The organism is Streptomyces sp. NBC_00513 (assembly GCF_041431415.1).
Lineage (GTDB): Bacteria > Actinomycetota > Actinomycetes > Streptomycetales > Streptomycetaceae > Streptomyces.
Window position 1 is genome coordinate 3,903,225 of the sequence record NZ_CP107845.1, and the last position, 26,470, is coordinate 3,929,694.

21 protein-coding genes are annotated in these 26,470 nt (G+C 72.1%); 15 read left to right on the top strand and 6 right to left on the bottom strand.

Features of this window, described 5'->3' with window-relative positions; genetic code table 11:
• Positions 1 to 40: 40 nt before the first annotated feature.
• The 3 genes from OHA84_RS18005 to OHA84_RS18015 all read left to right on the top strand — a co-directional run bounded on the left by OHA84_RS18005 (position 41) and on the right by OHA84_RS18015 (position 4,162).
• Positions 41 to 2,050 carry an FUSC family protein gene (locus tag OHA84_RS18005; RefSeq protein WP_078998399.1) on the top strand — a complete coding sequence of 670 codons (2,010 nt, stop codon included), beginning with the start codon at positions 41 to 43 and terminating at the stop codon, positions 2,048 to 2,050.
• Positions 2,051 to 2,157: 107 nt separating this feature from the next.
• Positions 2,158 to 2,889, top strand: a complete 732-nt coding sequence (locus tag OHA84_RS18010; protein ID WP_063839424.1) for a hypothetical protein — start codon at positions 2,158 to 2,160, stop codon at positions 2,887 to 2,889.
• A 13-nt stretch (positions 2,890 to 2,902) separates the two neighbouring features.
• Positions 2,903 to 4,162 (top strand): HAMP domain-containing sensor histidine kinase, encoded by a 1,260-nt coding sequence (locus OHA84_RS18015; protein WP_266970790.1) that lies wholly within the window; start codon positions 2,903 to 2,905, stop codon positions 4,160 to 4,162.
• 105 nt (positions 4,163 to 4,267) lie between these two features.
• On the opposite strand, the gene OHA84_RS18020 is transcribed toward OHA84_RS18015, so the two are convergent.
• A complete protein-coding gene (locus OHA84_RS18020) occupies positions 4,268 to 6,355 on the bottom strand; it encodes a PhoX family phosphatase (protein ID WP_266948469.1) in 2,088 nt (695 codons plus the stop codon).
• Between the two features lie 402 nt (positions 6,356 to 6,757).
• Here OHA84_RS18020 and OHA84_RS18025 point away from each other — a divergent pair, with 402 nt between their 5' ends.
• Entirely contained in the window at positions 6,758 to 8,332 is a 1,575-nt protein-coding gene (locus OHA84_RS18025) for a VWA domain-containing protein (RefSeq protein ID WP_266970788.1), read from the top strand.
• Between the two features lie 369 nt (positions 8,333 to 8,701).
• Here the strand turns inward: OHA84_RS18025 and aspS are convergent, their stop codons facing one another.
• The gene (aspS, locus tag OHA84_RS18030; protein ID WP_053675674.1) at positions 8,702 to 10,507 is read right to left on the bottom strand and encodes an aspartate--tRNA ligase; all 1,806 of its coding nucleotides are present in this window, start codon (positions 10,505 to 10,507) and stop codon (positions 8,702 to 8,704) included.
• A gap of 285 nt (positions 10,508 to 10,792) precedes the next feature.
• Between aspS and OHA84_RS18035 the strand changes: the two genes are divergently transcribed.
• Together OHA84_RS18035 and OHA84_RS18040 are read left to right on the top strand one after the other, a co-directional pair.
• A complete protein-coding gene (locus OHA84_RS18035) occupies positions 10,793 to 13,018 on the top strand; it encodes a SpoIIE family protein phosphatase (protein ID WP_266970785.1) in 2,226 nt (741 codons plus the stop codon).
• A gap of 33 nt (positions 13,019 to 13,051) precedes the next feature.
• Positions 13,052 to 14,119, top strand: a complete 1,068-nt coding sequence (locus OHA84_RS18040; RefSeq protein ID WP_266970783.1) for an AI-2E family transporter — start codon at positions 13,052 to 13,054, stop codon at positions 14,117 to 14,119.
• A 98-nt stretch (positions 14,120 to 14,217) separates the two neighbouring features.
• Here the strand turns inward: OHA84_RS18040 and OHA84_RS18045 are convergent, their stop codons facing one another.
• A complete protein-coding gene (locus OHA84_RS18045; protein ID WP_266970781.1) occupies positions 14,218 to 15,180 on the bottom strand; it encodes a pirin family protein in 963 nt (320 codons plus the stop codon).
• A gap of 163 nt (positions 15,181 to 15,343) precedes the next feature.
• Between OHA84_RS18045 and OHA84_RS18050 the strand changes: the two genes are divergently transcribed.
• A complete protein-coding gene (locus OHA84_RS18050; protein ID WP_053675666.1) occupies positions 15,344 to 15,799 on the top strand; it encodes a hypothetical protein in 456 nt (151 codons plus the stop codon).
• A 138-nt stretch (positions 15,800 to 15,937) separates the two neighbouring features.
• Here OHA84_RS18050 and OHA84_RS18055 read toward each other — a convergent pair whose 3' ends face one another.
• Together OHA84_RS18055 and OHA84_RS18060 are read right to left on the bottom strand one after the other, a co-directional pair.
• Positions 15,938 to 16,402 (bottom strand): SseB family protein, encoded by a 465-nt coding sequence (locus OHA84_RS18055; RefSeq protein ID WP_053675664.1) that lies wholly within the window; start codon positions 16,400 to 16,402, stop codon positions 15,938 to 15,940.
• 96 nt (positions 16,403 to 16,498) lie between these two features.
• A complete protein-coding gene (locus OHA84_RS18060; RefSeq protein WP_266970778.1) occupies positions 16,499 to 17,374 on the bottom strand; it encodes a helix-turn-helix transcriptional regulator in 876 nt (291 codons plus the stop codon).
• 121 nt (positions 17,375 to 17,495) lie between these two features.
• On the opposite strand from OHA84_RS18060, the gene OHA84_RS18065 reads away from it, so the two are divergent.
• From OHA84_RS18065 to OHA84_RS18090, 6 genes are all read left to right on the top strand, one after another.
• Positions 17,496 to 17,714 (top strand): hypothetical protein, encoded by a 219-nt coding sequence (locus tag OHA84_RS18065; RefSeq protein WP_053675662.1) that lies wholly within the window; start codon positions 17,496 to 17,498, stop codon positions 17,712 to 17,714.
• A gap of 17 nt (positions 17,715 to 17,731) precedes the next feature.
• Positions 17,732 to 18,082, top strand: coding sequence for an ATP-binding protein (locus OHA84_RS18070; protein ID WP_234349869.1), 351 nt, complete (start codon positions 17,732 to 17,734; stop codon positions 18,080 to 18,082).
• A 244-nt stretch (positions 18,083 to 18,326) separates the two neighbouring features.
• Positions 18,327 to 20,153 (top strand): acyl-CoA dehydrogenase, encoded by a 1,827-nt coding sequence (locus OHA84_RS18075; protein ID WP_053675658.1) that lies wholly within the window; start codon positions 18,327 to 18,329, stop codon positions 20,151 to 20,153.
• Between the two features lie 155 nt (positions 20,154 to 20,308).
• Positions 20,309 to 21,046 carry a hypothetical protein gene (locus OHA84_RS18080; protein WP_266948483.1) on the top strand — a complete coding sequence of 246 codons (738 nt, stop codon included), beginning with the start codon at positions 20,309 to 20,311 and terminating at the stop codon, positions 21,044 to 21,046.
• Positions 21,047 to 21,146: 100 nt separating this feature from the next.
• Positions 21,147 to 22,442, top strand: a complete 1,296-nt coding sequence (locus OHA84_RS18085) for a M18 family aminopeptidase (RefSeq protein ID WP_053675653.1) — start codon at positions 21,147 to 21,149, stop codon at positions 22,440 to 22,442.
• Between the two features lie 117 nt (positions 22,443 to 22,559).
• Positions 22,560 to 23,414 carry an alpha/beta fold hydrolase gene (locus OHA84_RS18090; protein ID WP_266948488.1) on the top strand — a complete coding sequence of 285 codons (855 nt, stop codon included), beginning with the start codon at positions 22,560 to 22,562 and terminating at the stop codon, positions 23,412 to 23,414.
• Between the two features lie 55 nt (positions 23,415 to 23,469).
• On the opposite strand, the gene OHA84_RS18095 is transcribed toward OHA84_RS18090, so the two are convergent.
• Positions 23,470 to 25,302, bottom strand: coding sequence for an NHL domain-containing thioredoxin family protein (locus tag OHA84_RS18095; RefSeq protein ID WP_266970774.1), 1,833 nt, complete (start codon positions 25,300 to 25,302; stop codon positions 23,470 to 23,472).
• Between the two features lie 225 nt (positions 25,303 to 25,527).
• On the opposite strand from OHA84_RS18095, the gene OHA84_RS18100 reads away from it, so the two are divergent.
• Both OHA84_RS18100 and OHA84_RS18105 read left to right on the top strand, forming a co-directional pair.
• On the top strand, positions 25,528 to 25,812 hold the full coding sequence (locus OHA84_RS18100) for a hypothetical protein (protein ID WP_266970772.1): 285 nt from the start codon (positions 25,528 to 25,530) through the stop codon (positions 25,810 to 25,812).
• Positions 25,813 to 25,913: 101 nt separating this feature from the next.
• Entirely contained in the window at positions 25,914 to 26,468 is a 555-nt protein-coding gene (locus OHA84_RS18105) for a Uma2 family endonuclease (protein ID WP_053675647.1), read from the top strand.
• Positions 26,469 to 26,470: the final 2 nt, after the last annotated feature.

Genomic DNA, 26,470 nt, shown 5'->3' on the forward strand with positions numbered 1-26,470 from the left:
ACAGAAGCACCGATTCGCGAGCGGCGACACGGAAGCGGGAATGACCACCGAAAGACGCACCGAGCACATACGGTCCGGGCACTCCCGGGCCCGGCAGATCCCCCTGACCCCGCCCGCGTGGCTCCTCAACGGCCTGCGTCCGAGCAGCGCCCCCGTCCCGTGGGCCGCCGTCGTGCGCGCCGGCATCGCGCTGTCCGTCCCACTGGCCGTGGGCTTCGCCCTGGACGAACCGGAATACGGCGCCCTGGTGTCCATGGGGGCCCTGTCCGGGGTGATCGGCGACACCGCCGACGCGTACCGCATGCGCGTCCTCAACATCGCCGTACCGCAGCTCTTCGGCGCCGTCGGAGTGGCCGTCGGCACCCTCGTCTTCGGGCACGGCTGGCTCGCCGTCGGGGTGCTCACCCTGGTCGCCCTCGTCTCCGGAATGATCTCCTCGATCGGCTCGGTCGCCTCCGTGTCCGGTCTGCTGCTCCTGCTGAACGCCGTGGTCGGCGCCGGCCTGCCGATGCCCAGGCCCTGGTGGACGGCGCCGCTGCTGCTCACCGCCGGCGGACTGTTCGTTCTGGTGCTCAGCCTGGCGGGCTGGCCGCTGCGCGGGCGGCAACCCGAGCGGGTCGCCGTCGCGGCCGGGTACCGGGCACTGGCGGACACGCTGGAGGCCGCGGGCGGGCCCGACTACGAGGAGCGCCGCCGGGAGGTCACCCAGGCCCTGAACCAGGCCTACGACCTCGTCCTGGGGCGGCGGGCCCTGGTGCACGGGCGCAGCCCCTCGCTGGTGCGGATGCTGGCCCAGTTGAACGTGCTGATCCCCCTCGTCGAGGGGGCGCCCGCGGCGCACCTGCGGGGACGGCCGCTGCCGCCCGAGATCCCGGCGGCCGTACGGGAACTGGCGGCGGCCGTCGAGGACGGCCGCACCGGCACCCCCGTCCTGGACCTGCCCCCGCCGCACGGCCAGTCGGAGCGCGCCATCGACGCGGCCCTGCGGCACGCGGCGACCATCGTGCACCTGGCCGAACCCAGGATGCACAACGTGGACGACCGGCTCGGCAGACCGGCCGCGCTGGGCATCAGGGCCCGGCGGGCGGTCCGCGACATGATGTTCTCCCGGGCCTCCTGGCGGTACGGCATCCGGCTGGCCGTGTGCATCGGGCTGGCGCAGGTGCTCGTCTCGGTGGTCCCCATCGAGCGCTCGTACTGGGTCGCCCTGACCGTCACGTTCGTCCTCAAGCCGGACTTCGGCTCGGTGTTCTCGCGGGCCGTCCTGCGGGCCCTGGGGACGGCCGTCGGGCTGGTCCTCGCCGCCGCCGTGCTGGCCGAGGTGCCGCGCGGCTGGTGGGACGTGCCGGTCATGGCGGTGCTGGCCGCGCTGATCCCGGCGTTCTCCGCGAAGGGGTACGCCTTCCAGACCGCCGCGATCACCCCGGTGATCCTGCTGCTGTCCGACCTGCTCAACCACCAGGGCTTCGACCTGATCCGGCCCCGGCTGCTGGACAGCCTGATCGGCTGCGCCATCACGCTGGTCGCGGGGTACCTGCTCTGGCCCGAGAGCTGGCACACCCGGATCGGGGACCGGCTCGCGGACGCCGTGGACGACGCCGCCCGGTACGTGGAGCGGGCGTTCGGCACGGACCATCCCGACACGGAGGCCGGGCTGCGGGCCGCCCGCACCGCCCGGCTCCAGGCCCGCCGACGGATCTACCGGGACCTGTCGGGCGTACGGACCGAGTTCCAGCGGGCGTTGACCGAGCCGCCGCCGACGGGGGCGCGGGCCGCCGCGTGGTGGCCGCTGGTGGTGGCCGTGGAGCGGATCGTCGACGCCACCACGGCTGCCCGGGTCCGCGTCAACCACGGCGCGGACGCCCCCGAGCGGGACGAGGTCGAGGCCGCCGTCCGGGAACTGCGCGGACTGGCGGAGGGGGTGCGCGCGAGCCGGACCCCGGCGGCGGTACGCGGCGGCCCCGCTCCGGCGGGCAGGGAGGACTCCGTGCTGGCCCCCGTCCACCAGGAGATCGCGGCGGCCCGCGCCATCGCCGCCCCCGCCGACTGACGCCCCCCGCCCGTGCGCCGGGGCGGGGGGCGGGGCCCGGGGGTGCGCCGTCCCCCGAATGGGTCCGTGCCCGGGCCGGTGGTTCCCCTCCGGGGGAGCATCGCCCCATGAGGTCCCCCGTCCCGCGCGGCCGGCGCCGCGGCGTCCTGGCACTCCCCGTCCTCGCCGCCCTGCTCGCGGTCTCGGCCGGGTGCTCCGACGTGGAGGGGCTGCGGAGCGACGGCGACCTGGGCATCGTGCACGCCCCGCAGACCCTGTGGAAGAACGTCCACCCGGCGCCACCCGCGGCGGACCAGAAGCCGGGCACCGCCACCGTGGTCCCCGGGCTGCCCAAGGCCCCGGGCCCCGGCATGCGCGGCGTGAACCCGCTGGACGTCGTACGGGCCGACGTCACCGCCTCCGCCCGGCAGGACGGCGGCACGGGACGGCTCGTCGACCCGCGGGCCCCGCAGCGGCTGGCGCTCTGCACACAGGCTGTGGACGGAGGTCCCGACTGCCCGATGCGGCCCTCCGTCCTGCACGACGTGACGGGCAACGGGCGGGAGGAACTGATCACCGCTCTCGACCTCGACGGCCGCGACAGCGAACTGCGGGTCTACACCGTCCAGGACGACGGGGCCATCGCCCGGATCCTGTACCGGCGCGGGGTGCTGGAGGGCGTGGAGGTCGCCGCCGAACACCTCGCGGTGCGCGAACCGACCTCGAATCCCAAGTACGTCTCCGTCTCCGACTACGTGTGGGACCCGGACGCGAAGATCCTCAACCTGTCCCAGCTCACCCTCGACGAGTGCCGCACCGCCAAGGACGGTTCGACCGGCTGCTCCCCGAGCCGGGTCTGAGGGGGCGGGCCGGATGCGGGTGACGAGCAGTCTGCGCTGGAAGATCGCCCTGACCACCACGGCGGTGTGCTGCACGGTGGCGGCGGTGCTCGGGATCCTCGTGCACAACGTGGTCGCAGGACAGGTCGTCGGCGAGGTCCGCAAGGACGTGGGCCGGGACCTGGAGGACGCCGTCAACCAGTACCAGTACGGCACCGTGCACGGCGACGTGCACGTGGTCATCGACCCGCCCGACCTGCCGGGCCCCCTGCGCGGGCTCGTCGCGCGCGGGGAGACCGGGAGCATGGTCGGCGAGCACGACGGCGAACCCGCGATGTGGGGCGCCGGGCCCGCCGACACGAAGGTGCTGGCCGTCTGGCTCCCCTTCGACCAGACCCGCCGGCGGCTGCGCGACCTGGACACCGCCATCCTCGCCTCCGCCGCGCTCGCCGCCGGGATCGTGGCTCTGGCCGGCCTGTTCCTGGCCGATCGGATCAGCCGGCGGCTGGCGACCACCGCCGCCGTGGCCCGCCGGATCAGCGCCGGCGACCTGGACGCCCGGGTGGGGCTCCCCGCCGACCCGGACGATCCCCGGGACACCCGCCACCACGACGAGGTCCGCGACGTCGCGCACGCCCTGGACTCGATGGCCGGGTCGCTCCAGGAACGGCTGGAGGCCGAGAAACGGTTCACGGCCGACGTCGCGCACGAACTGCGCACCCCGTTGACGGGCTCACTCGCCGCTGCCTCGCTGCTGCCCGAGGGCCGCCCCAAGGAAATGATCAACGATCGGCTCCGGGCCCTGCACCTGCTCACCGAGGACCTGCTGGAGATCTCCCGGCTGGACGCGGGAGTGGAACAGGCGGAGCTGTCCCAGGTGGAACTGGGCCGGGCCGTGCGGCGGGCCGTCGCGGGCACCCGACTGCCCGTCTCGGTCCGGGTGGTCCGGGACACGGTGGTGCTCACCGACCGGCGCCGCCTCGACCGGATCCTGGCCAACCTGCTGGTCAACGCCGACAAGCACGGGAAGCCACCGATCGAGGTGTCCGTCGAGGGCCCGGTGGTGGTGATCCACGACCACGGGGCCGGCTATCCGCCCGAACTGATCGAGCAGGGCCCGCAGCGCTTCCGCACGGGCGACCCGGGCCGGGGCCGCGGGCACGGTCTGGGACTGACGATCGCGGTGGGTCAGGCCGCGGTGCTGGAAGTGGAGCTGACCTTCGCCAACGCCCCCGACGGGGGCGCGCAGACGACCCTGCGCCTGCCCGTCGGGCGTCTGGTCGCGGACAGTTGAACGGGACGCGGAGATGTTTCACGTGAAACAGCGGCCGGTGGGGGGTGTTTCACGTGAAACACCCCCCACCGACGTCGGGTGAACGGTCTGATCAACCGGCCCGGTTCAGACGCCGATGTTCTTCCCGTCCTTGCGCCAGACCGACACGACCGCCGGGCGGACGATCTTGCCGGGGCCGTCGGGCCACACCGACTGGGGCTTCTCCACGGACGCACCGTCGATCTCGCCCGGGTGCTGGACCGAGACCAGGACGCGCTTGTCCTGGATCAGCGGGCCACAGGTCTCGGCGCCGCGCGGCACGGTCAGGAACTGCTTCAACTCACCGCGGCGTTCACCGGCCGTGGCCACGCCGAAGAGGCCGTCGTGCGAGCCGAGCTGGTTGCCGTCGGTGGAGATCCACAGGTTGCCGTGCGGGTCGAAGGCCACGTTGTCCGGGCAGGAGATCGGGCTGACCTTGTCCTTCGGGAAGCCCGCGAAGTAGGTGGCCGGGTCGTTGGGGTCACCGGCGACCAGGAAGAGCCGCCAGGCGAAGCCGTCGCCCGCCGGGTCGTCGAAGTTCTCGGCGAGCTCCAGGATCTGGCCGTGCTTGTTCAGGTTGCGGGGGTTGGCCTCGTCCGCGCCCGCCTTGCCGGCCTTGCCGCGGTCGGTGTTGTTGGTCAGCGCGATGTAGACGCGGCCGGTGCGCGGGGAGGGCTCGACGTCCTCGGGGCGGTCCATCTTGGTGGCGCCCACCTTGTCGGCGGCCTGTCGCGTGAAGACGTACACCTCCTCGGCGGTCATGCCCTCGACGTGTGAGACGTTGCCGGTGGCGAGCTTGATCCAGACACCGGATCCGTCGAACTGGCCGTCCGAGGGCAGCTTGCCCGTGCCGTCGATCTCGGCGGCCGGCGAGTCACCGGTCAGCTTGGCGACGTACAGGGTGCCCTCGTCGAGGAGCGTGAGGTTGTGCTCCTTCGCGGCGCGCGAGCCGCCCTTCTTCATCCGCTTCGACGAGACGAACTTGTAGAAGTAGTCGAAGCGCTCGTCGTCGCCCATGTAGACGACCGGACGGCCGTCCTCGGTCAGGCGCGGCTGGGCGGCCTCGTGCTTGAAGCGACCCAGCGCGGTGCGCTTGCGCGGGGTGGACGACGGGTCGTACGGGTCGAGCTCGACGACCCAGCCGAAGCGGTGCGACTCGTTGGGCTCCTGCACGGTGTCGAAGCGCTTGTCGAACCGCTCCCACTTGCGCTCGGTGGCGCCCGTGGTCATGCCGTAGCGCTTGAGTCGGGCGGCCTGGGTCGGGTCGGTGACCTGCCCGGCGTTGGCGAAGTACTGGTTGAAGTTCTCCTCGCCGTGGAGGGTGGTGCCCCACGGGGTGGTGCCACCGGCGCAGTTGTTCAGGGTGCCGAGCACCTTCGTGCCGGTGCGGTCGGCGGAGGTCTTCAGCAGCTCCGAGCCCGCTGCGGGGCCGGTCAGCCTGAACTCGCTGGTGGCGGTGAGACGACGGTTGAGCTGGTGCCGGGAGACCGCCGTCAGCTTGCCGCTGCGGTGGTCCTCCTGCACGACGACGACGGACAGGCCGTGCGCGGCCCAGGCGATCTCGACCTGCTCGCGGGTCGGGTTGGCCGGGTCATACGCCTTGAACATGAGGTTCTCGTCGGTGTACTCGTGGTTGGCCACGAGCAGCTGCCGACGCTCGTAGTCGTCACCGAGCGGGAGAAGGCTCAGGAAGTCGTTGTTGTAGCCGAACTGGCCGGCCTGCGCGGCGGCGGTCTGCTTGTCGGCGTTGAAGCCCGGGGCGCCCTTGACGATGGGCTCGCCCCAGCGGATGACCACGTTCTGCTCGTGGCCCTCGGGGACGGTGACCTTGTCGTCGGTGTTCGGCGCGACGGCCTTGAAGCGCAGACCGCGGGCCGCGTCGCCGATACCCGCCGCACCGGAGCCCCGGGTGTCGACGGAGGGCGAGGCGTTGGCGGAGGAGCCGTTACCGCCCAGGGTGACGGCGGTGCCGGCGGCGGTGGCCACCGTGACGACGGCGGCGGACCGGAGCATCGAGCGGCGGGAGTAGGCGCGGGCGATCACATCGCCGACGTACTCGTTGTCGCTGGTGTTCGGCACCTCGTGGAAGCATGCGTCGCCACAGCGGTAGCGGCAGGTGAGAGCGGAACGGCCGCTCCCATGCGGGTTGCCGAGGAGCGGCAGAAGCTTGCGCACGAGGTGTCCTCCGAGGGTGCACGGCGCCGACAACATGTCGGAACGAACAGCCGTGACGCTAGGCGGAGGTTGCGCCGATGCGGCGGCGCGGGGATGAACGGTCGGTGAACCTGGCACGGCGGAGGGGCAGTTCCCCACGGGCTCCGGTTGCATGCGAGGGTTGGCGCCACGAAAGGCGCCCCTGCCGAAGTTCCAGCCAAGGGGCCGATAACCTTACGTGTCCACTCTGGGCAGGGATCTACCGCGCAGCACGGACAAATGACGTACGCACTCATGCGAAAGGCCTGGCCCATGGGTATTCGGAGCTTGTTGCGCAAGGTGTTCGGACGGTCTACCGAACCGGTTCCGGATACGTCGGACGCCCCATCGGCGGCCGTCCCGAGTCAGACGGAACGTACGCCCATGGACTCGGCGGCCGAATTGGTCGCCGCGTCCTTCGACAACCCCACTGTTCCCCCGCAGTCCGCTCCGCGGGACCGCGAAGCCGGCACCGTGATGACCGCGCCGGCCGTCCCGGAGGCCCGCCGCCCGGCGCCTTCGACCGGTACCGGAGGCCCGGCGGAGCCCGCCGCCGAGCCGACGCCGACGCCGGAGCCGACGCAGACGCCGGCCCAGGCCGAGGCGGAGCCCGTTGCGGAGCCCGAGGCGGCCGAGGCGGAGGCGGCACCCGCCGAAGCGGCTCAGGAGCCGGTCACGGCGGAGCCGGTCGTTGCCGAGGCCGCACCCGAGGTCGTGGAGGCCGAGGTCGTGGAGGCCGAGCCCGTCGCGGCGGAGCCCGTCGTGGCGGAGCCCGCGGTCGCCGAGGTCGAGCCCGTGACGGCCGAGACGGTGGACGAACCCGCCACGGAGGTCGAGCCGGAGCCGGTCGCCGCCGTGGCCGAGCCCGAGGCCGCACCTGTCGCGGCGGTATCGGTCGAACCCGAGCCGGAGCCGGTCGCCGACGAGCCGGTCGCCGTCGCTGCCGAGGCCGCACCCTTGGTCGAGGCGGCACCCGTCGCCGCCGAGGCCGCACCCGAGGCCGAAGCCGCACCCGAGGCCGAGCCCGCCCCCGTGGTCGATGCCGTCGTGGCCGAGCCGGTCGTCGAACCCGTCGTGGTCGAGCCCGCCCCTGTGGTCGAAGCCGTCGTGGTCGAGCCCGCACCCGTGGTCGAGCCGGAGCCCGTCGCTGCCGAGGCCGCACCCGTGGTCGAAGCCGAGCCGGTCGTCGCCGAAGCCGCCGCCGAACCCGTGGTCGAGCCGGTCGTGGTCGAAGCCGAGCCCGTCACCGCCGAAACCGCAACCACACCCGCACCCGCCGTCGAGGCGGTCGCCGCCGGGGTCGGGGCGCCGGCCGTCGCGCTCGCCGCCGTCAAGCGGCGGGCCGCGCCGGTGGCCGGGGCGTACAAGGCCGCCGGTCAGGTGCTGCGCGCCAAGGGCAAGGCCGGGGCGCGCGCCAAGGTGTACCTCGTGCTGGACCGGTCCTTCTCGATGCGCGGGTTCTACAAGGACGGCAGCGCCCAGCACCTCGCGGATCACGCCCTGGCCCTCGCCGCGCACCTCGACGAGGCGGCGACCGTGCACACGGTGTTCTTCTCCACGGACGTGGACGGCACCGCCGACCTCACCCTGGACGGCCACGACGAGGCCTGGGTCGAGGCCCGTCACGCCGAGCTCGGCCGCATGGGCCGCACCAGCTACCACGTGGCCGTCGAGGCCGTCGTCGAGCGGTACCAGAAGGACGGCGGCACGGGCCCGGCCCTCGTCGTCTTCCAGGTCGACGGGGCCCCCGACAACCGTCAGCCCGCACGGCAGGCGATCATCGCCGCCGCCGCGCACGACATCCACTGGCAGTTCGTCGGCTTCGGTGACCACGACAGCAAGGGCTTCGACTTCCTGCGCAAGCTGGACGCCGAGAACGCCGGTTTCTTCCACGCGGGGCCCGCGCCCCGCGAGCTGACCTCGGTGGCCCTGCTCAAGGGCCTCCTCGACCGCTTCTAGGTCGGCAGGCACGTACGAGAAGGCCGCCGCCCCCGGTACCCCCGGGGGCGGCGGCCTTCTCGCGTACCCGGCCCGCCCGGGCCGTGGAGGCCCCCCGGTGCGCCCTGCGGCGCCACGCGGCCCGCCGGAGGCACGACCCCGGCCCCGGACACCCGGAAGGCGCCGTGACGAGCCACAGCAGCCACAGGGGCGCGGCCCCGCAGCCCCGCAGCCGGCCACGGAAAAGGGCGGCGCCCCGGACATCCGGGAGCGCCGCCCTACTTCACACAAGCCGCACAAGCCGTACGAGCCACCCAAGCCGCCGCACAAACCGCAACCGGCAACCGGCAGCCCGCAACCCGTGCATGCCCGCGCGGGGCCCGCGGGTTCCTACTGGTGCTGCTTGACCGACTTCTCGACGGGCTCGGTCTCCTTGGTCTCGACCGGCTTGCGCAGCGCGATGTTCAGCTCGCGCAGGCGGGTCTCCTCCAGGACGGTGGGCGCGCCCATCATCAGGTCCTGCGCGTTGCCGTTGAGCGGGAAGGCGATCGTCTCGCGGATGTTCGGCTCGTCGGCGAGCAGCATCACGATGCGGTCGACGCCGGGGGCGATGCCACCGTGCGGCGGGGCGCCGAGACGGAACGCGCGGAGCATGCCGGCGAACTCGCGCTCGACGGTCTCGGCCTCGTAACCGGCGATCTCGAAGGCCTTCAGCATGACCTCGGGCTCGTGGTTGCGGATGGCGCCGGAGGACAGCTCGATGCCGTTGCAGACGATGTCGTACTGCCAGGCCAGGATGTCCAGCGGGTCCTTCTCCTCCAGGTCCTTCATGCCGCCCTGGGGCATGGAGAACGGGTTGTGGGAGAAGTCGATCTTGCCGGTCTCCTCGTCCTTCTCGTACATCGGGAAGTCGACGATCCAGCAGAAGCGGAAGACGTTCTCCTCGAAGTGGCCCGCGCGCTTGGCCGCCTCGACGCGGACGCCGGACATGATCTTGGAGACCTCGTCGAACTCGCCCGCGCCGAAGAACACGGCGTGGCCGGCCGCGAGGCCGAGACGCTCGGTGAGGACCTTGACGTTCTCCTCGGTGAGGAACTTGGCGATCGGGCCGGTCAGCGCGCCGTCCTCGCCCACGCGGACCCAGGCCAGGCCCTTGGCGCCGAGCGAGATCGCGTACTCGCCGAGGCCGTCGAAGAACTTGCGGGGCTGCGCGGCGGTGTCCGGGACGGCCAGCGCGCGCACGTGCTTGCCGGCGAACGCCTTGAACTCCGAGCCCTCGAACACGTCGGTGATGTCGACGAGTTCCAGCTTGGCGCGCAGGTCGGGCTTGTCGTTGCCGTACTTCAGCATCGACTCGCGGAACGGGATCCGCGGGAAGGGGGAGGTGACCTCGCGGCCGTTGCCGAACTCGGTGAAGAGCTCGGTCATCAGGCGCTCGATCGGCTGGAAGACGTCCTCCTGCTCGACGAAGGACATCTCGACGTCGAGCTGGTAGAACTCGCCCGGCGAACGGTCGGCGCGGGCGTCCTCGTCGCGGAAGCAGGGCGCGATCTGGAAGTACCGGTCGAAGCCGGAGATCATCAGCAGCTGCTTGAACTGCTGCGGCGCCTGCGGCAGGGCGTAGAACTTGCCCGGGTTGAGGCGGGACGGGACGACGAAGTCACGGGCGCCCTCGGGGGAGGTCGCGGTGAGGATCGGGGTCGCCATCTCGTTGAAGCCGAGGGCCACCATCTTCGAGCGGATGGAGGCGATGACGGCCGAGCGCAGCATGATGTTGCGGTGCATGCGCTCGCGACGCAGGTCGAGGAAGCGGTACTCCAGTCGGCGCTCCTCGTTCACCCCGTCGTCGGTGTTGATGGTGAAGGGCAGCGGGGCGGACGCGCCGAGCACCTCGACCTCGGAGACCTCGATCTCGATGTCTCCGGTGGGCAGCTCCGGGTTCACGTTGTCCGCGCCACGGGAGAGGACCTTGCCGTCGATCCGGACGACGGTCTCCTTGGAGACGCTGCTCAGGGCCTCGTTCGCGGCGGTGCCGGGACGGGCCACGAGCTGCGTGATGCCGTAGTGGTCACGGAGATCGATGAAGAGGATGCCGCCCAGGTCTCGACGGTTGTGCAGCCAGCCGCTCAGCCTGACGTCGGCGTTGACGTCGGAGGCTCGGAGCTCGCCGCACGTGTGGGACCTGTACCGATGCATCAGTCATCCAGTTCTTCGCGATACCAGGGTGGATTCAACCGTCCCCAGGTTACCGTCCGGGCCCCGGCCGCGCGGGCGGGGCCGTGACGGCCCCGCCCGGCGGCCGTGCGGTCGCTCGCGGCGGGGGCTCGCGGGCAGCCCCCGGGCGCGACCCGGGACGGGTGCGGGCCACGGCCGGGAGGCGGGGCGGGGGACGGCCGGGAAGCGGGTGCGGGCTACGGCCGGGAGGCGGGGCCGGGGGCCGTGAACAGGCACGCCCGGATCATCACCTGTAAAGATGACCGAGTGCGTACCGAGGATGTCCTGGCCGCTGTCGCGACCGGCCTGTGGCGATGGGACAACGGGTCCGGGACCGTCACGCTCGACTGCGAGGCCGCCCGGCTGCTCGGGCTGCCCCCGGAACACGTCGTCCTGCCGGAGGTCGCCGTACGGTCCCGGTTCCACCCGGTGGACTGGAACGAGATCAACGGCATCGTGAACCTGGCCGTCGCCGAGGGCACCCTCGCCGAGGCCCGGCTGCGGATCATGGACGAGGACGGGCGGGTGCTGCGCACCGTGCGCAGCCGTTCCAAGCCCGTCGAGAACCGCGGCCCGGACGGTCGGGTGGACTACGAGCTGATCGGCACCATCCAGGAGATCGCCGAGCCGCAGCCCGGCACCACCGCCGTGCACACCCCGATCACCGGGGACTGGCGGCGCTCCCGCGAGGCGTTCCTGCTGGACGCGGGCCGGGCGCTGGCCGAGGCGCGGTCCACGGCCGAGGTGCTGCGGGTGGCGGCGTCGCTGTCGATGCCCGGGTTCAGCCCCGACGGGCTGGCCGTCTTCGGCGTGGCCGGCGACCGGCTGTCGCTCATCGGGCGCCACGGGCACGGGCCGGATGCCGAGGGGCCCTTCGCGGAGATGCGGCTGGACACGGACTATCCGGCGGCGGAGGTCGTGCGCACCGGACGGGCGATCTACCTGCCGTCCCCGGAGGACTACAAGCGCCGCTTCCCGGCGACCTGGCCCCTCGCCCGGCACTTCGGCCGGATCTCCTGGGCCTTCCTCCCGCTGATCGTGGCCGGGCGGACCATGGGTGCCTGGATGGCCGCGTTCAAGCACCCGGTGTCCTTCTCGCCGGACGAACGGTCCGTGCTGACCACGGTGGCCCGGATGCTGGCGCAGGCCCTCCAGCGGGCGGGTGTGGCGGAGTCCGAGCGGGAGCTGACCACCGGCCTCCAGCGGTCGATGATGCCGCAGCTCGGTCCGGAGATCCCGGGCATGGCCCTCGCCGCCCGGTACGTCCCGACCGGCGGCGGACTCCAGGTCGGCGGCGACTGGTACGACATGATCCCGCTGCCCTCGGGCCGGTTCGCCCTGGTCATCGGGGACGTGCAGGGCCATGACGTACGGGCCGCCGGGCTGATGGGGCAGTTGCGGATCGCCGTGCGGGCGTACGCCTCCGAGGGCCACCGGCCGGACGCGGTGCTCTCGCGGGCCTCCCGGTTCCTCGCCGGACTGTGTTCCACCCAGGACACGGCCGACTCGGCGTCCTACGACGACACCGACTTCCTCAGCCCGCGCTTCGCGACCTGCCTGTACGTGGAGTGCGACCCGCGCACGGGAACGCTGGAGGTGGCCCGCGCCGGGCATCCCGAGCCCGTGGTCCGGATGACGGACGGCACCGTGCTGATGCGGTCCACGGCGGGCGGGCTGCCGCTCGGCATCGTCCCGGACACCGACTACCCGACGACCCGGTTCACCCTCGAACCCGGCGAGACGATGATGTTGTGCACCGACGGGCTCATCGAGACCGGCGGCCACGACCTGGACACGGGCTGGGCCCGGCTCCGGGCGGTCCTGGAGGCCGAGACCCCGGACGACGGGGCCCTCGACGCCGACGGCATGGCGGCCGGGCACCTGGAGAAGCTGGCCGATCTGCTGGTCCAGGCCGTGCACGGGCCGTCCTCGCACCACACCACCGGCCCGCTGGCCGATCGGCGCGAGGACGACATAGCCGTGGTCCTGCTGTGCCGCGAGGGCGTGGGCTGCGGCTGCGGCACCCCGCAGACCCACCCGGCGCCACCGTCCCGCCGCACCCTGCTGACCGTGGCGCAGGCGGAGCCGGCCCGGATCGCGGGAGCCCGGCAGCAGATCCGGGAGCTGCTGCACGACTGGGCGGACTCCGAGCAGGTCGACTCGGCGGTGCTGATGGTCTCCGAGATGGTGACGAACGTACTGGTGCACACGGACGGCGACGCGGTGCTCGTCGCGGACGCGGTGGGCGAGCCGGGGACCAGGCGGCTGCGCGTGGAGGTGGCCGACTCCAGCGACGAGTTGCCGCACAAGCGGCACCCGGGCGAGATGGCGTCGAGCGGACGCGGGGTGTTGCTGATGGAGATGCTCGCCGACGCGTGGGGCGTCGACCCGCGCGGCGAGGGCAAGTCCATCTGGTTCGAGCTGCGCGAGCAGTCCGAACCCGTCCCGGACGCGGCCCCCGACGCGGACCCGGTCACCCCGTCCCGCCCGTGAGCGGGCACGATCCGGGCGTGGTTGGATGCAGCGGTGTCGACTCCCCTGCTCCCCGAGCCCGTCCGGCGGCTGGCCGCCTGGTGCGCCGTCCTCCTGCTCGTCACCGGCGTGGTCGGGGTGCTCGTCTGGTTGTGCGTCACCTTCCGGACCGCCGTGACGCCCGCGCTGCTCGCCCTGCTCGGGACGGCCCTGCTCGGTCCGATGCACCGGCGGCTGATCCGCATGAAGGTCAACCGGTCGCTCGCCGCCGCGCTGACCTGCCTGGCGGTGGTGGCGTTCGTCGGCGGGGTCTCGTACGCCGTCTCGCTCGCGCTGATCGACACGGGCGACCAGATCGTCGCCTCGCTGCGGCGCGCCGGCGAGGACCTCGCCCGGCACCTGGGCGCCGCCGGGACCTCGTTGGAGGACATGGCGGAGAACGCGAAGGGGCTGCTGGCGAAGTTCGGCGGCACGGCCGCCTCCGGGGTGATCGCCGGCATGAGCGTCGTCGGTGAGGTCATCGGCACCTCGATCCTGGCGCTCCTGCTGATCTTCTTCTTCCTGCGGGACTCCGACCGCGCCGTCGGCGCCCTGCGTTCGCTGGGGCCGCGCGCGGCGGGCGACGTCGTGGAGGCGATGGCCCGGCGGGCGTTCGAGGCCGTCGAGGGGTTCATGCGCGGAACCACCTTCATCGCCCTGATCGACGCCGTCTGCATCACGACCGGCCTGCTGATCCTGCGCGTGCCCGGCGCGTTCGGTCTGGGCGCGCTGGTCTTCGTCGGCGCCTACATCCCGTACCTCGGCGCGTTCCTGTCCGGCGCCATCGCCGTCCTCGTCGCCCTCGCCGACCGGGGGTGGGTGACCGGCCTGTGGGTGCTCGGCGTGGTGCTCGCCGTACAGGTGTTGGAGGGCCACGTGCTCCAGCCGATGATCCAGAGCCGTACCGTGCAGATGCACCCGGCGGTGGTCATGTTGGCCATCACGGCCGGCGCCGGCGTGGCCGGGATCCTCGGCATGCTGCTCGCCGTCCCCCTCACCGCCGCCGCCTTCGGCATCGCGTCGGAACTCCGCACCCGCTACGGCACCCCGGCCGCCCCGGACCACGAGACGGCCCCGGCCTGAGGCCGCCTGGCCGGCGCACGCCGGCACCGCGCACGACGAAGGCGCCGCCCGGAATCCGGGGGCGCCTTCGTCGTGGGGTGACCGCGTGGGGCGGTCGGTCAGCGGGTGCGCGCCGTCGTGGGGACGGTGCCCAGGCGGCCGGCCTGGAAGTCGTCGAAGGCCTGCTGGAGTTCGTGCTTGCTGTTCATGACGAACGGACCGTAGTGCGCCATCGGCTCACGGATCGGGCGGCCGCCGAGCAGGACGACCTCCAGGTCCGGGGCGTTGGAGTCCTGGGACTCGTCCGCGCGGACGGTCAGGGAACCGCCCTCGCCGAACACCGCCGTCTGGCCCTTGTGGATCGGCCGGCGGTCCTGGCCCACCGAGCCGCGCCCGGCCAGTACGTAGGCGAGGGCGTTGAAGTCCTCGCGCCACGGCAGGGTGATCTGCGCGCCCGGGGTGATGGTCGCGTGGATCATCGTGATCGGGGTGTGGGTGATGCCGGGGCCCTCGTGGCCGTCCAGTTCGCCGGCGATCACGCGGAGCAGCGAGCCGCCGTCCGGGGTGGACAGCAACTGGACCTGGCCGCCGCCGATGTCCTGGTAGCGCGGGGGCATCATCTTGTCGGTGGCCGGGAGGTTCACCCACAGCTGGAGGCCGTGGAAGAGCCCGCCCGAGACGACGAGGGACTCCGGCGGGGCCTCGATGTGCAGGAGGCCCGAACCGGCGGTCATCCACTGGGTGTCGCCCCCGTTGATGACTCCGCCGCCGCCGTTGCTGTCCTGGTGGACGAAGGTTCCGTCGATGAGGTACGTGACGGTCTCGAAGCCGCGGTGGGGGTGCCAGGGGGTGCCCTTCGGCTCGCCCGGCGCGTACTCCACCTCGCCCATCTGGTCCATCATGATGAACGGGTCGAGGTACTGGTAGTTGATCCCGGCGAACGCGCGGCGCACCGGGAACCCCTCGCCCTCGAAACCACCCGGGGCGTTCGTGACGGCCAGCACCTTGCGGGCGGCGGTCTCCTGGGCGGGCTCCGCGACGCGGGGGAGCGTCAACGGGTTCTCCACAGTCACTGCAGGCATGGTCGGAACCTCCTTCTGGCGTCGAGTTTAGTTGAAACTCGAACTTTCTGCCACACCTCGCAGAACAGCGCGCCACCCGATGTCATTCCCGCGTCAACCCAGAGCCCCTGACCTGAGTCTTTCCACCGGACAGGGGACGAGGACCGACCGAAGGGGCCACCGCATGGACGACATCGACTGGAACAGCAACCAGCACGCCGAGAACGTCGGCAGCGACGAGCGCGACGAGCGCCGCACATCGTCCGTGCTCTCCGCGGTCCTCTGGTCCCTCGTCACCGCGGCCTGCCTCTTCGGCGCCGGTTACGCCGCCTTCCGCTGGGCATCGACCGGCATGCCGCTGTCGCCGCAGCCCGGCTCCCCGTGGGCGTACCTCGCCACCTGGAGCGCGTTCTGCTTCGTCGGCTGCCTGCTGCTCCGCTGGGCCGCGGTCACCGAGGGCGGCGAGGGCACGGGCTACGTGGCCCTGGTCGTCGCCTTCGCCGGCGTTCGGCAGAGCCTGGCCCACCGCCCGGACCTCGACGTGCTCTGGGCCTGGGCCGTACCCGCGCTCCTGCTGGGCACCGCCGCCGCCCTCGCCTGGCGCCGCCGGACGCACCGCGCCCGAGCCGACCGCGCCTGAACCCGCGCCTCGCCCGAACCGGGTCACACCCGAGCCGGTACACACCGACCCGCGACGACATCGGCCCGCCCCGGCGGTGCCGGGGCGGGCCGATGCGAGGTGCGGGGAGAGCCGTGTGCCGCGTGGGGAGGGCCCGGACTAGCCGTACATCCGGCGCATCGCGAAGTCGACCATCTGCTCGACGGCCTTCGCGTCGAACACCATCCGGTGGTCGCCCTCCATGTCGAGGACGAATCCGTAGCCGGTCGGCAGCAGATCGATCACCTCGGCACCGGTGATCACGAAGTACTTGGACTCCTTGCCGGCGTACTGGCGCAGTTCCTTGAGCGTGGTGAACATGGGGATCACCGGCTGCTGCGTGTTGTGCAGCGCCAGGAAGCCCGGGGTGTCACCGCGCGGGCAGTAGACCTTGGACGTCGCGAAGATCTGCTGGAAGTCCTCGGCGGACAGGGACCCGGTCGTGAAGGCCCGCACCGCGTCGGCGAGCGACGGCGGCGAGGGCTCGGGGTACAGCGGCGGCTGCTGCGCGTAGCCCTGCTGGGGCGGGGGCTGCTGCGCATAGCCCTGCTGCTGGGCGCCCGGAGTCTGGTCGTAGCCGTACATGCGGCCCACCCTACCGAGCGCCCGACGCCGTACCCGCCGGTACCGGCCACCACCGTCAGCCGGACAGCTCCCCGGCCGACAGCCTTGCATGTCGGCCTACACCGTGAGCCGCGAGGAGAACTCTCGCGGCCGCTTGCCGTTCCGGTAGTCCGCCGCAGCCGACTCGATCAGCCGCAGGGACAGTTCGGGCGGCAACGCAGCGGCCCTCAAGCGGTCATAGGCGTTGCGACACTGCTTCACCGTCCCCGGCTCTTCGATCACCTGACCGGTGTACATGCTCTCCGTGTACATCACCGGAGGAGCGCCGCTGAACTCCATCAGCCACGTGGACTCGCTCATGAACGGGTGCGCCCCCGCGTCGACAGGAAGGATCTGCGGCACGAATTGGCGACGCCGGGCGACGGCCGCGACATGGGCGAGCTGCTCCGCCATGTCGCCGTATCCCAGAATCGGTTGCTGAATGATCGACTCGTGCAGGACGACCCACGAGACGGGCCCCTCGGCGTCCTCCATGACCCACGCCCGCTCCCTGCGCGTCCTGATCCGCTCGTTCAGCACGTCCTGCGTCGCCTGGGGATGCGCCGCGTAGACCACCGCCTCGATGTACGGCTCCAGTTGCAGAGGACCCGGTATGAGTGTGGGCGCCCATTCGACGATGTCCGATGCACGGGCCTCCATCTCCAAGACCTCTGCGAAGTAGCGGCCGTGGATGTGCCGGCGGGCCTTCCTCACGTCCGCACAGCAGCGGGCGAAGAACCCGTCCGTCTCCAGCACCTTGTCCACGTGCTGCGCGAGATCCTCCGGCATGCGGCGCCGACCCCGCTCGATCTCGCTGAGAAAGCTCACCGAGTAGAAGCAACCCCGCACAGTCTGTTCAAGGGTCAGACCAGCCTTCTCGCGCTGCCACCGGAGTTCCTTGCCGTAGAACTCGGGAACCCCGGCCGCCCCATCGATCTCCCTGGATGCGGGCACCCCCACCCCTTCCACACCTCGCGTAGGCGAATACAAACCCTTCCCACGGTACGCACCGCGACCCCAGCCTGTGAGGGCTTCGTCACACTCCGCACACTCCGCACAGGAACGGATGCCCCCCATGAGCGACCACGCCGGCGACCGCCTCGCCATCGAGGCACTGACCGAGCTCCGAAGCGCGCTGATCGCGCACGGGATCACGCTCCCCTCCCTCGACCTGCACCTCCCCTCCTACGCCGCGACCCACCGAACCCCGCCACCGCTGCTCGCCCTCGGACCGTGCAACCCGGCCACCGCCCGCGCCCTCGCCGCCGCCCTGAACCGGGCCCCGCGCCGGTGAGGCCGTTCCGTGCCGGGGTGCTCGCGGTGCCGCAGGAGCTGTCGGCGTTGCGGCGGGCCGTGCGGGCGCACGTGGACGCGCCCTGCCACGATCTCCAGCTCTGCGTGAGCGAGCTGGTCGGGAACGTGATCGTGCACGTCGGCGAGGGCACCCCCGTGACGCTCGCCATCACCCGCACGGCCGACGGCCGCACCCGGGTGGAGGTCAGCGACCCCGACCCCCGCCTGTGGCCGGTCCTGCGCCGGGCGAGCGAGGAGGACGAGGGCGGGCGGGGCCTGGCCGTGCTCGACGCCGTCGCCGCCCGCTGGGGCGTGCGCCCCGGCCCGTACAGCGGCAAGACCGTCTGGGCCGAACTCCCACCCCCGTAGCCCCCGCCCCGGGGACCCGCCCCCGCGGACCCGCCCCGCGACGGCCTCCCCGGACCCGCCCGGCGCCCGAGATCCCGGCCCCGCACGGGTCTGGGATTCCGGCGGCACTCCAGTCACTCTGGCTTGATGCTGGTCACAGTCACCGGTAAGGGGTTGCTTGTTATTACCGACGGGTAGCATCATGACGTTACCGATTGGTATGTACGAGGAACCTGTCTCCCCGAGCCTTAACGGAGCCGTCGCCATGGGGCACTACAAGTCGAATCTCCGCGACATCGAGTTCAACCTCTTCGAGGTGCTCGGCCGCGACAAGCTGTACGGCACCGGCCCGTTCGGTGAGATGGACACCGAGACCGCCAAGACCATCCTCAGCGAGATGACCAAGCTCTCCGAGAACGAGCTGGCCGCCTCCTTCGAGGACGCCGACCGCAACCCGCCGGTCTTCGACCCGACCACGAACACCGCGCCCGTCCCGGCGTCCTTCAAGAAGAGCTACAAGGCCTTCATGGACTCCGAGTACTGGCGTCTGGGCCTGCCCGAGGAGATCGGCGGCACCACCTCGCCCCGCTCGCTCATCTGGGCCTTCGCGGAGACGATCCTGGGCGCGAACCCGGCCGTCTGGATGTACTCCTCCGGCCCGGCGTTCGCCGGCATCCTCTACGAAGAGGGCAACGAGGCGCAGAAGAAGGTCGCGGAGATCGCGGTCGAGAAGCGCTGGGGCTCCACCATGGTCCTCACCGAGCCGGACGCCGGCTCGGACGTCGGCGCCGGCCGCACCAAGGCCGTGCAGCAGGACGACGGCTCCTGGCACATCGAGGGCGTCAAGCGCTTCATCACCTCCGGTGAGCACGACATGGAGGAGAACATCCTCCACTACGTCCTCGCCCGCCCCGAGGGTCACGGCCCGGGCACCAAGGGCCTGTCGCTCTTCCTCGTCCCGAAGTTCCACTTCGACTGGGAGACCGGCGAGCTGGGCGAGCGCAACGGCGTCTACGCGACGAACGTCGAGCACAAGATGGGCCTCAAGGCGTCCAACACGTGCGAGATGACCTTCGGCGACCAGCACCCCGCCAAGGGCTGGCTGATCGGTGACAAGCACGACGGCATCCGCCAGATGTTCATGATCATCGAGTTCGCCCGCATGATGGTCGGCACGAAGGCCATCGCCACGCTCTCCACCGGCTACCTGAACGCCCTGGAGTACGCCAAGGAGCGCGTGCAGGGTCCGGACCTGGCCAACTTCATGGACAAGACGGCCCCCAAGGTCACCATCACGCACCACCCCGACGTGCGCCGCTCGCTCATGACGCAGAAGGCGTACGCCGAGGGCATGCGCGCCCTCGTGCTGTACACCGCCTCCGTCCAGGACGAGATCCAGGTCAAGCAGGCCGCCGGCGAGGACGCGTCCGCGCTCATCGGCCTGAACGACCTGCTCCTGCCGATCGTGAAGGGCTACGGCTCGGAGAAGTCGTACGAGCAGCTCGCGCAGTCGCTGCAGACCTTCGGTGGCTCCGGCTACCTCCAGGAATACCCGATCGAGCAGTACATCCGGGACGCCAAGATCGACACCCTCTACGAGGGCACCACGGCGATCCAGGGCCAGGACTTCTTCTTCCGGAAGATCGTGCGCGACCAGGGCGCCTCCCTGAACGTGCTCTCCGAGACGATCAAGAAGTTCCTCGCCGAGGCCGTCGGCGGCGACGACCTCGCCCCGGCCCGCGACGCGCTCGCCAAGGCCGCCGTGGACCTGGAGGCCATCGTCGGCCAGATGATCGTGGACCTCACCGCCACCGGCGAGGACGTCAAGAACATCTACAAGGTCGGCCAGAACACCACCCGCCTGCTGATGGCCTCCGGCGACGTGGTCGTCGGATACCTGCTGCTCAAGGGCGCGGCCGTGGCCGCCGAGAAGCTGGCGACGGCCTCCGCGAAGGACGTCCCCTTCTACACCGGCAAGATCGCCGCCGCGAAGTTCTTCGCCGCGGAGGTCCTCCCCGGCGTCTCGGTCCAGCGCGCGCTGGCCGAGTCGGTGGACAACACCCTCATGGAGCTCGACGAGGCCGCCTTCTAGGTCCTGTCGTCAACGTGGGCCCAGGCCCCGAGGCACCCCACAGCTGTACGCGGTGTACGTAGCGGCAACGGCCGGATCCCGTCACGGGGTCCGGCCCGCGCCGTTTTCACGGGGCCGTTCTTCCGTTGTCGGTCGTTCATGGCACGCTCGTAGGCATGAGCCCACAGGATCAGCACGGCAGCAGGGGGTACTCCGTCCCGACCGGGCGGCCGTACGCCCTCAAGGAGCTGCAGGCGACCCTGGGCAGCCTCGGCGACCACATGCGGGAGCTGTACGACGGCGCCCACCCCGCCGAGTACGACGGCGTCGCCGACGCCCTTTACATCGCCTTCCAGACGGCGTCCGGGCTGGCGCCCGCCAAGAGCTACACCGGCTGCCCCGAGCACCCCAACGGCGCCCTCGACCCCGAGGCCCCCGACGGCTGGGGCCGCTGCCTGATCTGCAACGACCGGCGGCGCCTCGGACTGCGCGGCCAGGGCGGCCGGACCGCCGGCGCCGCGCCCGCCGCCGGGGAACAGCGCCGGCTCGGGTATCCCGTCCCGGACCCTCCGTACACCCACGACGCGCTGCGCGCCTTCCTCCGCACGATCGAGGACCGGCGCTTCCACCTGGGTCTCTCCTCCCCGCCGGAGGAGTTCGTGCGGATGGCGGACGACCTGCACCGCGCCTTCATCGTGGCCCGGGAACTGTCCCGGCCGCGGAACGCCTCGGGATGCTCCGAGCACCCCGGGGCGCCGATCGACCCCGACGCCCCGCCGGGCGAGGCCTGTATCTTCTGCGCCGGACGCAGAAGACGCGCGCAGCGACCGGCGCAGACCCCCGAGATGCTCCCGCGCATCCGCCGGGGTGAGCGGCGGCAGTTGCAGCGCAGATTCGAGCGTCCGCCGGGCTGAGGACCACGGGACCGCGGACCACACATCCCGCGCCGCCCCGACCCCTTGCCATCCGCCGCAGCCCGGCCAAGGCGAACACGACCGTCGTTAGGTGAACCACATGAGCTCTCCCACCCGCTTCGATCGCGGCCACACCGATGATCTGAAGACCTTCCTGACGGCGAGTCCGTCGCCGTACCACGCCGTGGCCAACGCCGCGGCGCGGTTGGAGGAGGCCGGGTTTCGGCAGGTGTCGGAAACGGACGCCTGGGACGCGGGCTCGGGAGGCAGGTTCGTGCTCCGCGGCGGCGCGATCGTCGCCTGGTACGTGCCGGAGGGTGCCGCCGCGCACACCCCGTTCCGCATCGTCGGCGCGCACACCGACTCCCCCAACCTGCGGGTCAAGCCCGTCCCCGACATGAGTTCCCAGGGGTGGCGTCAGATCGCCGTCGAGGTCTACGGCGGCCCGCTGCTCAACACCTGGCTGGACCGGGACCTCGGACTGGCCGGGCGGCTGACGCTGCGCGACGGCACCGAGCGCCTGGTGAACGTGGACCGCGCGCTGCTGCGCGTCCCGCAGCTGGCCGTGCACATGGACCGGTCGGTGAACGTCGACGGCCTCAAGCTCGACAAGCAGCGGCACATGCAGCCGATCTGGGGTCTGGGCGAGGTCCGGGAGGGCGACCTGATCGCGTTCCTGGAGGAGGAAGAGGGCCTGCCGCAGGGCTCGGTGGCGGGCTGGGACCTGATGGTCCACTCCATCGAGGCGCCCTCCTACCTGGGCCGCGACCGCGAACTGCTCGCCGGACCGCGCATGGACAACCTGATCTCGGTCCACGCGGGCGTCGCGGCGCTGGCCGCGGCGGCACGCTCGGACAAGCCCCTGGACCACATCCCGGTCCTGGCCGCGTTCGACCACGAGGAGAGCGGCTCGCAGTCGGACACCGGCGCGGACGGCCCGCTCCTGGGCAACGTGATGGAGCGTTCCGTCTTCGCGCGCGGGGGCACGTTCGAGGACCGGGCGCGGGCCTTCGCCGGCACCGTCTGCCTGTCCTCGGACACCGGGCACGCCGTGCACCCCAACTACGCGGAGCGGCACGACCCGACGCACCACCCGCGCGCCAACGGCGGCCCGATCCTCAAGGTCAACGTCAACCAGCGGTACGCGACGGACGGCAGCGGACGGGCGGTCTTCGCGGACGCCTGTGAGCGGGCCGGGGTGCCGTGGCAGACCTTCGTCTCCAACAACTCCATCCCCTGCGGCACGACGATCGGCCCGATCACGGCCGCCCGGCACGGGATCCAGACCGTGGACATCGGCGTGGCGATCCTGTCGATGCACAGCGCCCGTGAACTGTGCGGCGCGGACGACCCGTTCCTGCTGGCCAACGCCCTGGTGGCGTTCCTGGAGGGCTGACCGCCCCCTGCTCCACGACCCCGTCCCGGACCTGTCCGGGGCGGGGTTTTCGCCGTGCACCGTGACCCTAGAAGAGCTAGGTTGCAACCTAGAAGCCCTAGGAAAGGTTGCGGCACCATGCACGTCCACACGCTCAAGGTCCCCGGCGCCACCCTCCGTTACGAGATCCGCGGCTCCGGTCCCGCCCTGCTGCTCCTGCCCGGGGGCGGCGCCGACGCCGCCGTGTGGGACCCCCTCGCCGACACCCTCGCCGACCACTTCACGGTCGTGGCCCCCGACCCGCGCGGCACCACGCGCAGCCCACTCGACGGACCGCCCGAGGACCAGAGCCCGGCCGAACAGGCCGACGACGCCGCCCTGTTGCTGGCCGCGGTCACCGATGAACCGGCGTACGTCCTCGGCATCAGCGCCGGCGCGATCGTCGCCGTGGACCTGCTCCAGCGCCACCCGACCCTGGTACGACGGGTGGTGGCGCACGAACCGCCGCTGGTGGAACTGCTGCCGGACGCCGCCGAGCAGCGGAGCTTCTTCGCCTCGGTGGTGGAGGCCCACCGCGAGCGCGGCGTCGAGGCCGCGATGGCCGTGATGGCGGCGGGCACGGGCGGCGGCGACGCCGGGGGCGGTACGGGGGGCGACGCCGCCGGGGGCGAACGCCGCGCCCCCGCCGCGCACACCCCGCCGCCGGAGGAGGTGTTCCGGCGGATGTCGGCGAACGCGCCGTTCTTCCTCGAACGCCAACTGCGCCAGTTCACCGGGCACCTGCCCGACCTCGACGCACTGGCCCCGCACGCCGACCGGCTGGTCCCGGCGGCCGGCGAGGACTCGCGCGGGCTGCTCCTGCGACGCCCGGCCGAGGCGCTGGCGCGCCGACTCGGCGTCGGGCTCGCCGAGTTCCCCGGCGGACACGTCGGCTGCGTCGAGCGGCCGGCCGCGTTCGCGGACCGGCTGCTCGACGTACTGCTGAAGTCCTGACCGCGAGGCCCGGGCCCGGGGACGGGCGTCCGTCCCGCGAGGCCCGGGCCTCGGATCAGTCGTCCATCCCGGCGAGGACCAGCGGCAGGCGGTCCGCGCCACCGGCGGTGACCTTCACCGGCACGCCCCAATCCTGCTGGTGGACGTGGCAGGCCGGGTACTCGTTGGCCGGGTCGTCGTCGCAGGACGCCGCCATCGCCGAGACGTGCAGCACGCCCTCGGAGACGTCCGGGTTCCACTCCAGCTCGCGGAACAGGTCACTGCCCGGGCCCTCGCCCCCCGCCAACAGTTCCGGCGGGGTCGAGGAGACCAGCAGCCGGGTCGAGGGGCCGTAGCGGGTGTCGAGCTTCTGCCCGCTCGGCGCCTGGAACACCACGTCGAGGCGCAACCGGCCGGGGGCCACCTCGGTCGCCGCCCGCCGTGTGCGGTGCGCGACCGCGTCCACCCGTACCGCCTCCTCCGGCAGCCGCAGCCGCGTCAGCCGGTGCCGCGCCGACTCGACGACCACGATGTCCGAGCCGACCAGCACCGCGTCACTGGGCTCGCGCAGGTCCGTCGCCAGCGTGGTGACCTCGCCCGTCGCCGGGTCGAAGCGGCGCAGGGCGTGGTTGTAGGTGTCGCAGATCGCGACCGAGCCGTCGGGCAGCGCGGTCACCCCGAGCGGGTGCTGGAGCAGCGCCTGCCCGGCGGGGCCGTCGCGGTGACCGAAGTCGAAGAGGCCGGTGCCGACGGCGGAGGTGATCGCGTAACCGGTGTCGGTGCGGTGGACGTAACGCACCGCGCTGGTCTCGGAGTCCGCGATCCACAGCCGGTCCTCGGTGGCCGCCAGCCCGGAGGGCTGCGCGAACCAGGCCTCGGCGGCCGGCCCGTCCACCAGCCCCTCGTTGGTGGTGCCGGCGGCGAGCTCGACCGTGCCGGACTCCGGGTCCCAGGTCCACAGCTGGTGGACGCCGGCCATCGCGATCCACACCTTGCCCTGCCACCAGGCCACGTCCCACGGCGAGGACAGGTCCACCTCCAGGGCGGGACCGGAGGTGGGCGAACCCTGCCACCACTGCCGGCCGGTCCCGGCGACGGTCTCCACGACCCCGCTCTCCGGGTCGAAGGTCCGCAGCGCGTGATTGACGGTGTCCGCGACGACCACCCGCCCGTCGGGCAGCAGCGCGAGACCCTGCGGCTCGCTGAAGGCGTCCGGCCCGAAACCGCGCGCGCCGCTGCCGACGCGCCGTACGACGCTCTCCCCGTCCGGGGCCAGCTCCACGAGCTGGTGCCGCGTCGAATCGGACACCAGCAGGTTCCCGGAGGGCAGGACGAGCGCCTTCCCGGGGAACCGCAGATCGCTCGCCACGGGCTCGGGCGCCACGTACGGCCCGTCACCGCGCCGCAGGGTCCCCTTGCCCTCGTGCTCGGCCTCCAACTCCACGACCAGCCGCTCGATGGCGTGGGCGTGGCCCTCGCCGGCGTGCTGGGCGACGATGTACCCCTCGGGGTCGATCACGACGAGCGTGGGCCAAGCCCGGACGGCGTACTGCTTCCAGGTGGCCAGCTCGGGGTCGTCGAGCACGGGGTGGTGCACCCCGTAGCGCTCGACGGCGTCGACGACGGCGGTGTGCTCGGCCTCGTGCACGAACTTCGGCGAGTGCACACCGATGATCACCAGGGTGTCCCGGTGCTTCTCCTCCAGCTCCCGCAGCTCGTCGAGCACGTGCAGGCAGTTCACACAGCAGAAGGTCCAAAAGTCGAGAACGACGATGCGTCCTCGCAGGTCGGCAAGGGTGAGCTCCTTGCCTCCGGTGTTCAGCCAGCCGCCCTTGCCGATCAGCTCGGGGGCACGGAGTCGGGCACTGCGGCGGGGCGCGGGGGTGGGCGCCGGGACGGCATCGTTCATGCTTCAAGCTTGCCATCCTGATATGAACGTCGGATCACACGCGCACGGCGGGGGGAAACGACGGATGACGTCCACGATCCCAACCCGAGCGCCAACCGTGGCTTCGTCGAGCCGGCTCTGAGCGCGTTCGGACGCGGGCGCGTCCAATCCGCGCTGCTCGGGTACCTGAGGACCGGCACGAACGCCGAGCGGGCGGGCGCCGCGAGAGCCTGGTACTGGTCGAACGTGTCCCTGCTGCGGCTGCCGCCCGTGCGGGCGGAGAACCCCGGAGCCGCCCGTGGGACGGAGGATGGTTCGGCCGTGGTGGTCGAGTGGAACGAGGCCGCCCTGCGCGAGTTCGTGGCCAACGATCACCTGGACGTCCGGCGCTGCGTCCTGCCCGGCCTGCCGCTGCGCAAGTCGGCCTACCCGCCGGAGCTGCACGACCTGGTGGACACGGCGGTGGCCACGGCCCGGTCCCATCCGGACGAGTACATCCGCCACCGCGTGGAACACCAGATCGGCGACTGACGACCGAGGCGGTTCACCCCCGCCCGGGAACACCCGCGCGGGTGACGACGGGGCAAGGTCCTCCGTGGCACGCTGGCCGCACGGCGAAGGAGGCATCCGGCATGACCACCGCGCACGACTACGGCCGGGGCATCGACCCCGAACACGCGCTGAAGTACGCGATCCGGCACCACAGCGGTGACCGAACGGAGATCGTCGAAGGGATCATCACGCAAGTGACACCGAGTTGGGACCACGAGCGCGCCGCGAAGATCGTCCGTCGCCAGATCGAGGGGAGGGTGGACGAACTCGGTTGTGTGGAAGGCTCCGGCAACCTCGATCTGCCGGGATCGTCCAACTGGTACATCCCCGATATCGCGGTGGTTCCTGATGATCTGGCGCAAGGCGGCAAGGCTCTCGTCCCCGACCAGACGCTCCTGATCGTCGAGGTGACCTCGGAGTCCAACGCGGAGACCGACCGCGTGGTCAAGCGCAAGCGGTACGCCGAGTACGGCGCGCCCCTGTACCTGCTGGTCGACCGGGTGGAGAAGACCGTCACCGTCTTCTCCGAGCCGGGCGGGCTCGGCTACACGCGGACCGACGGCCCCCACCCCTTCGGGACGCCGGTGCGGCTGCCGGAGCCGTTCGACCTCGAACTCGACACCACCGGACTGTAGGA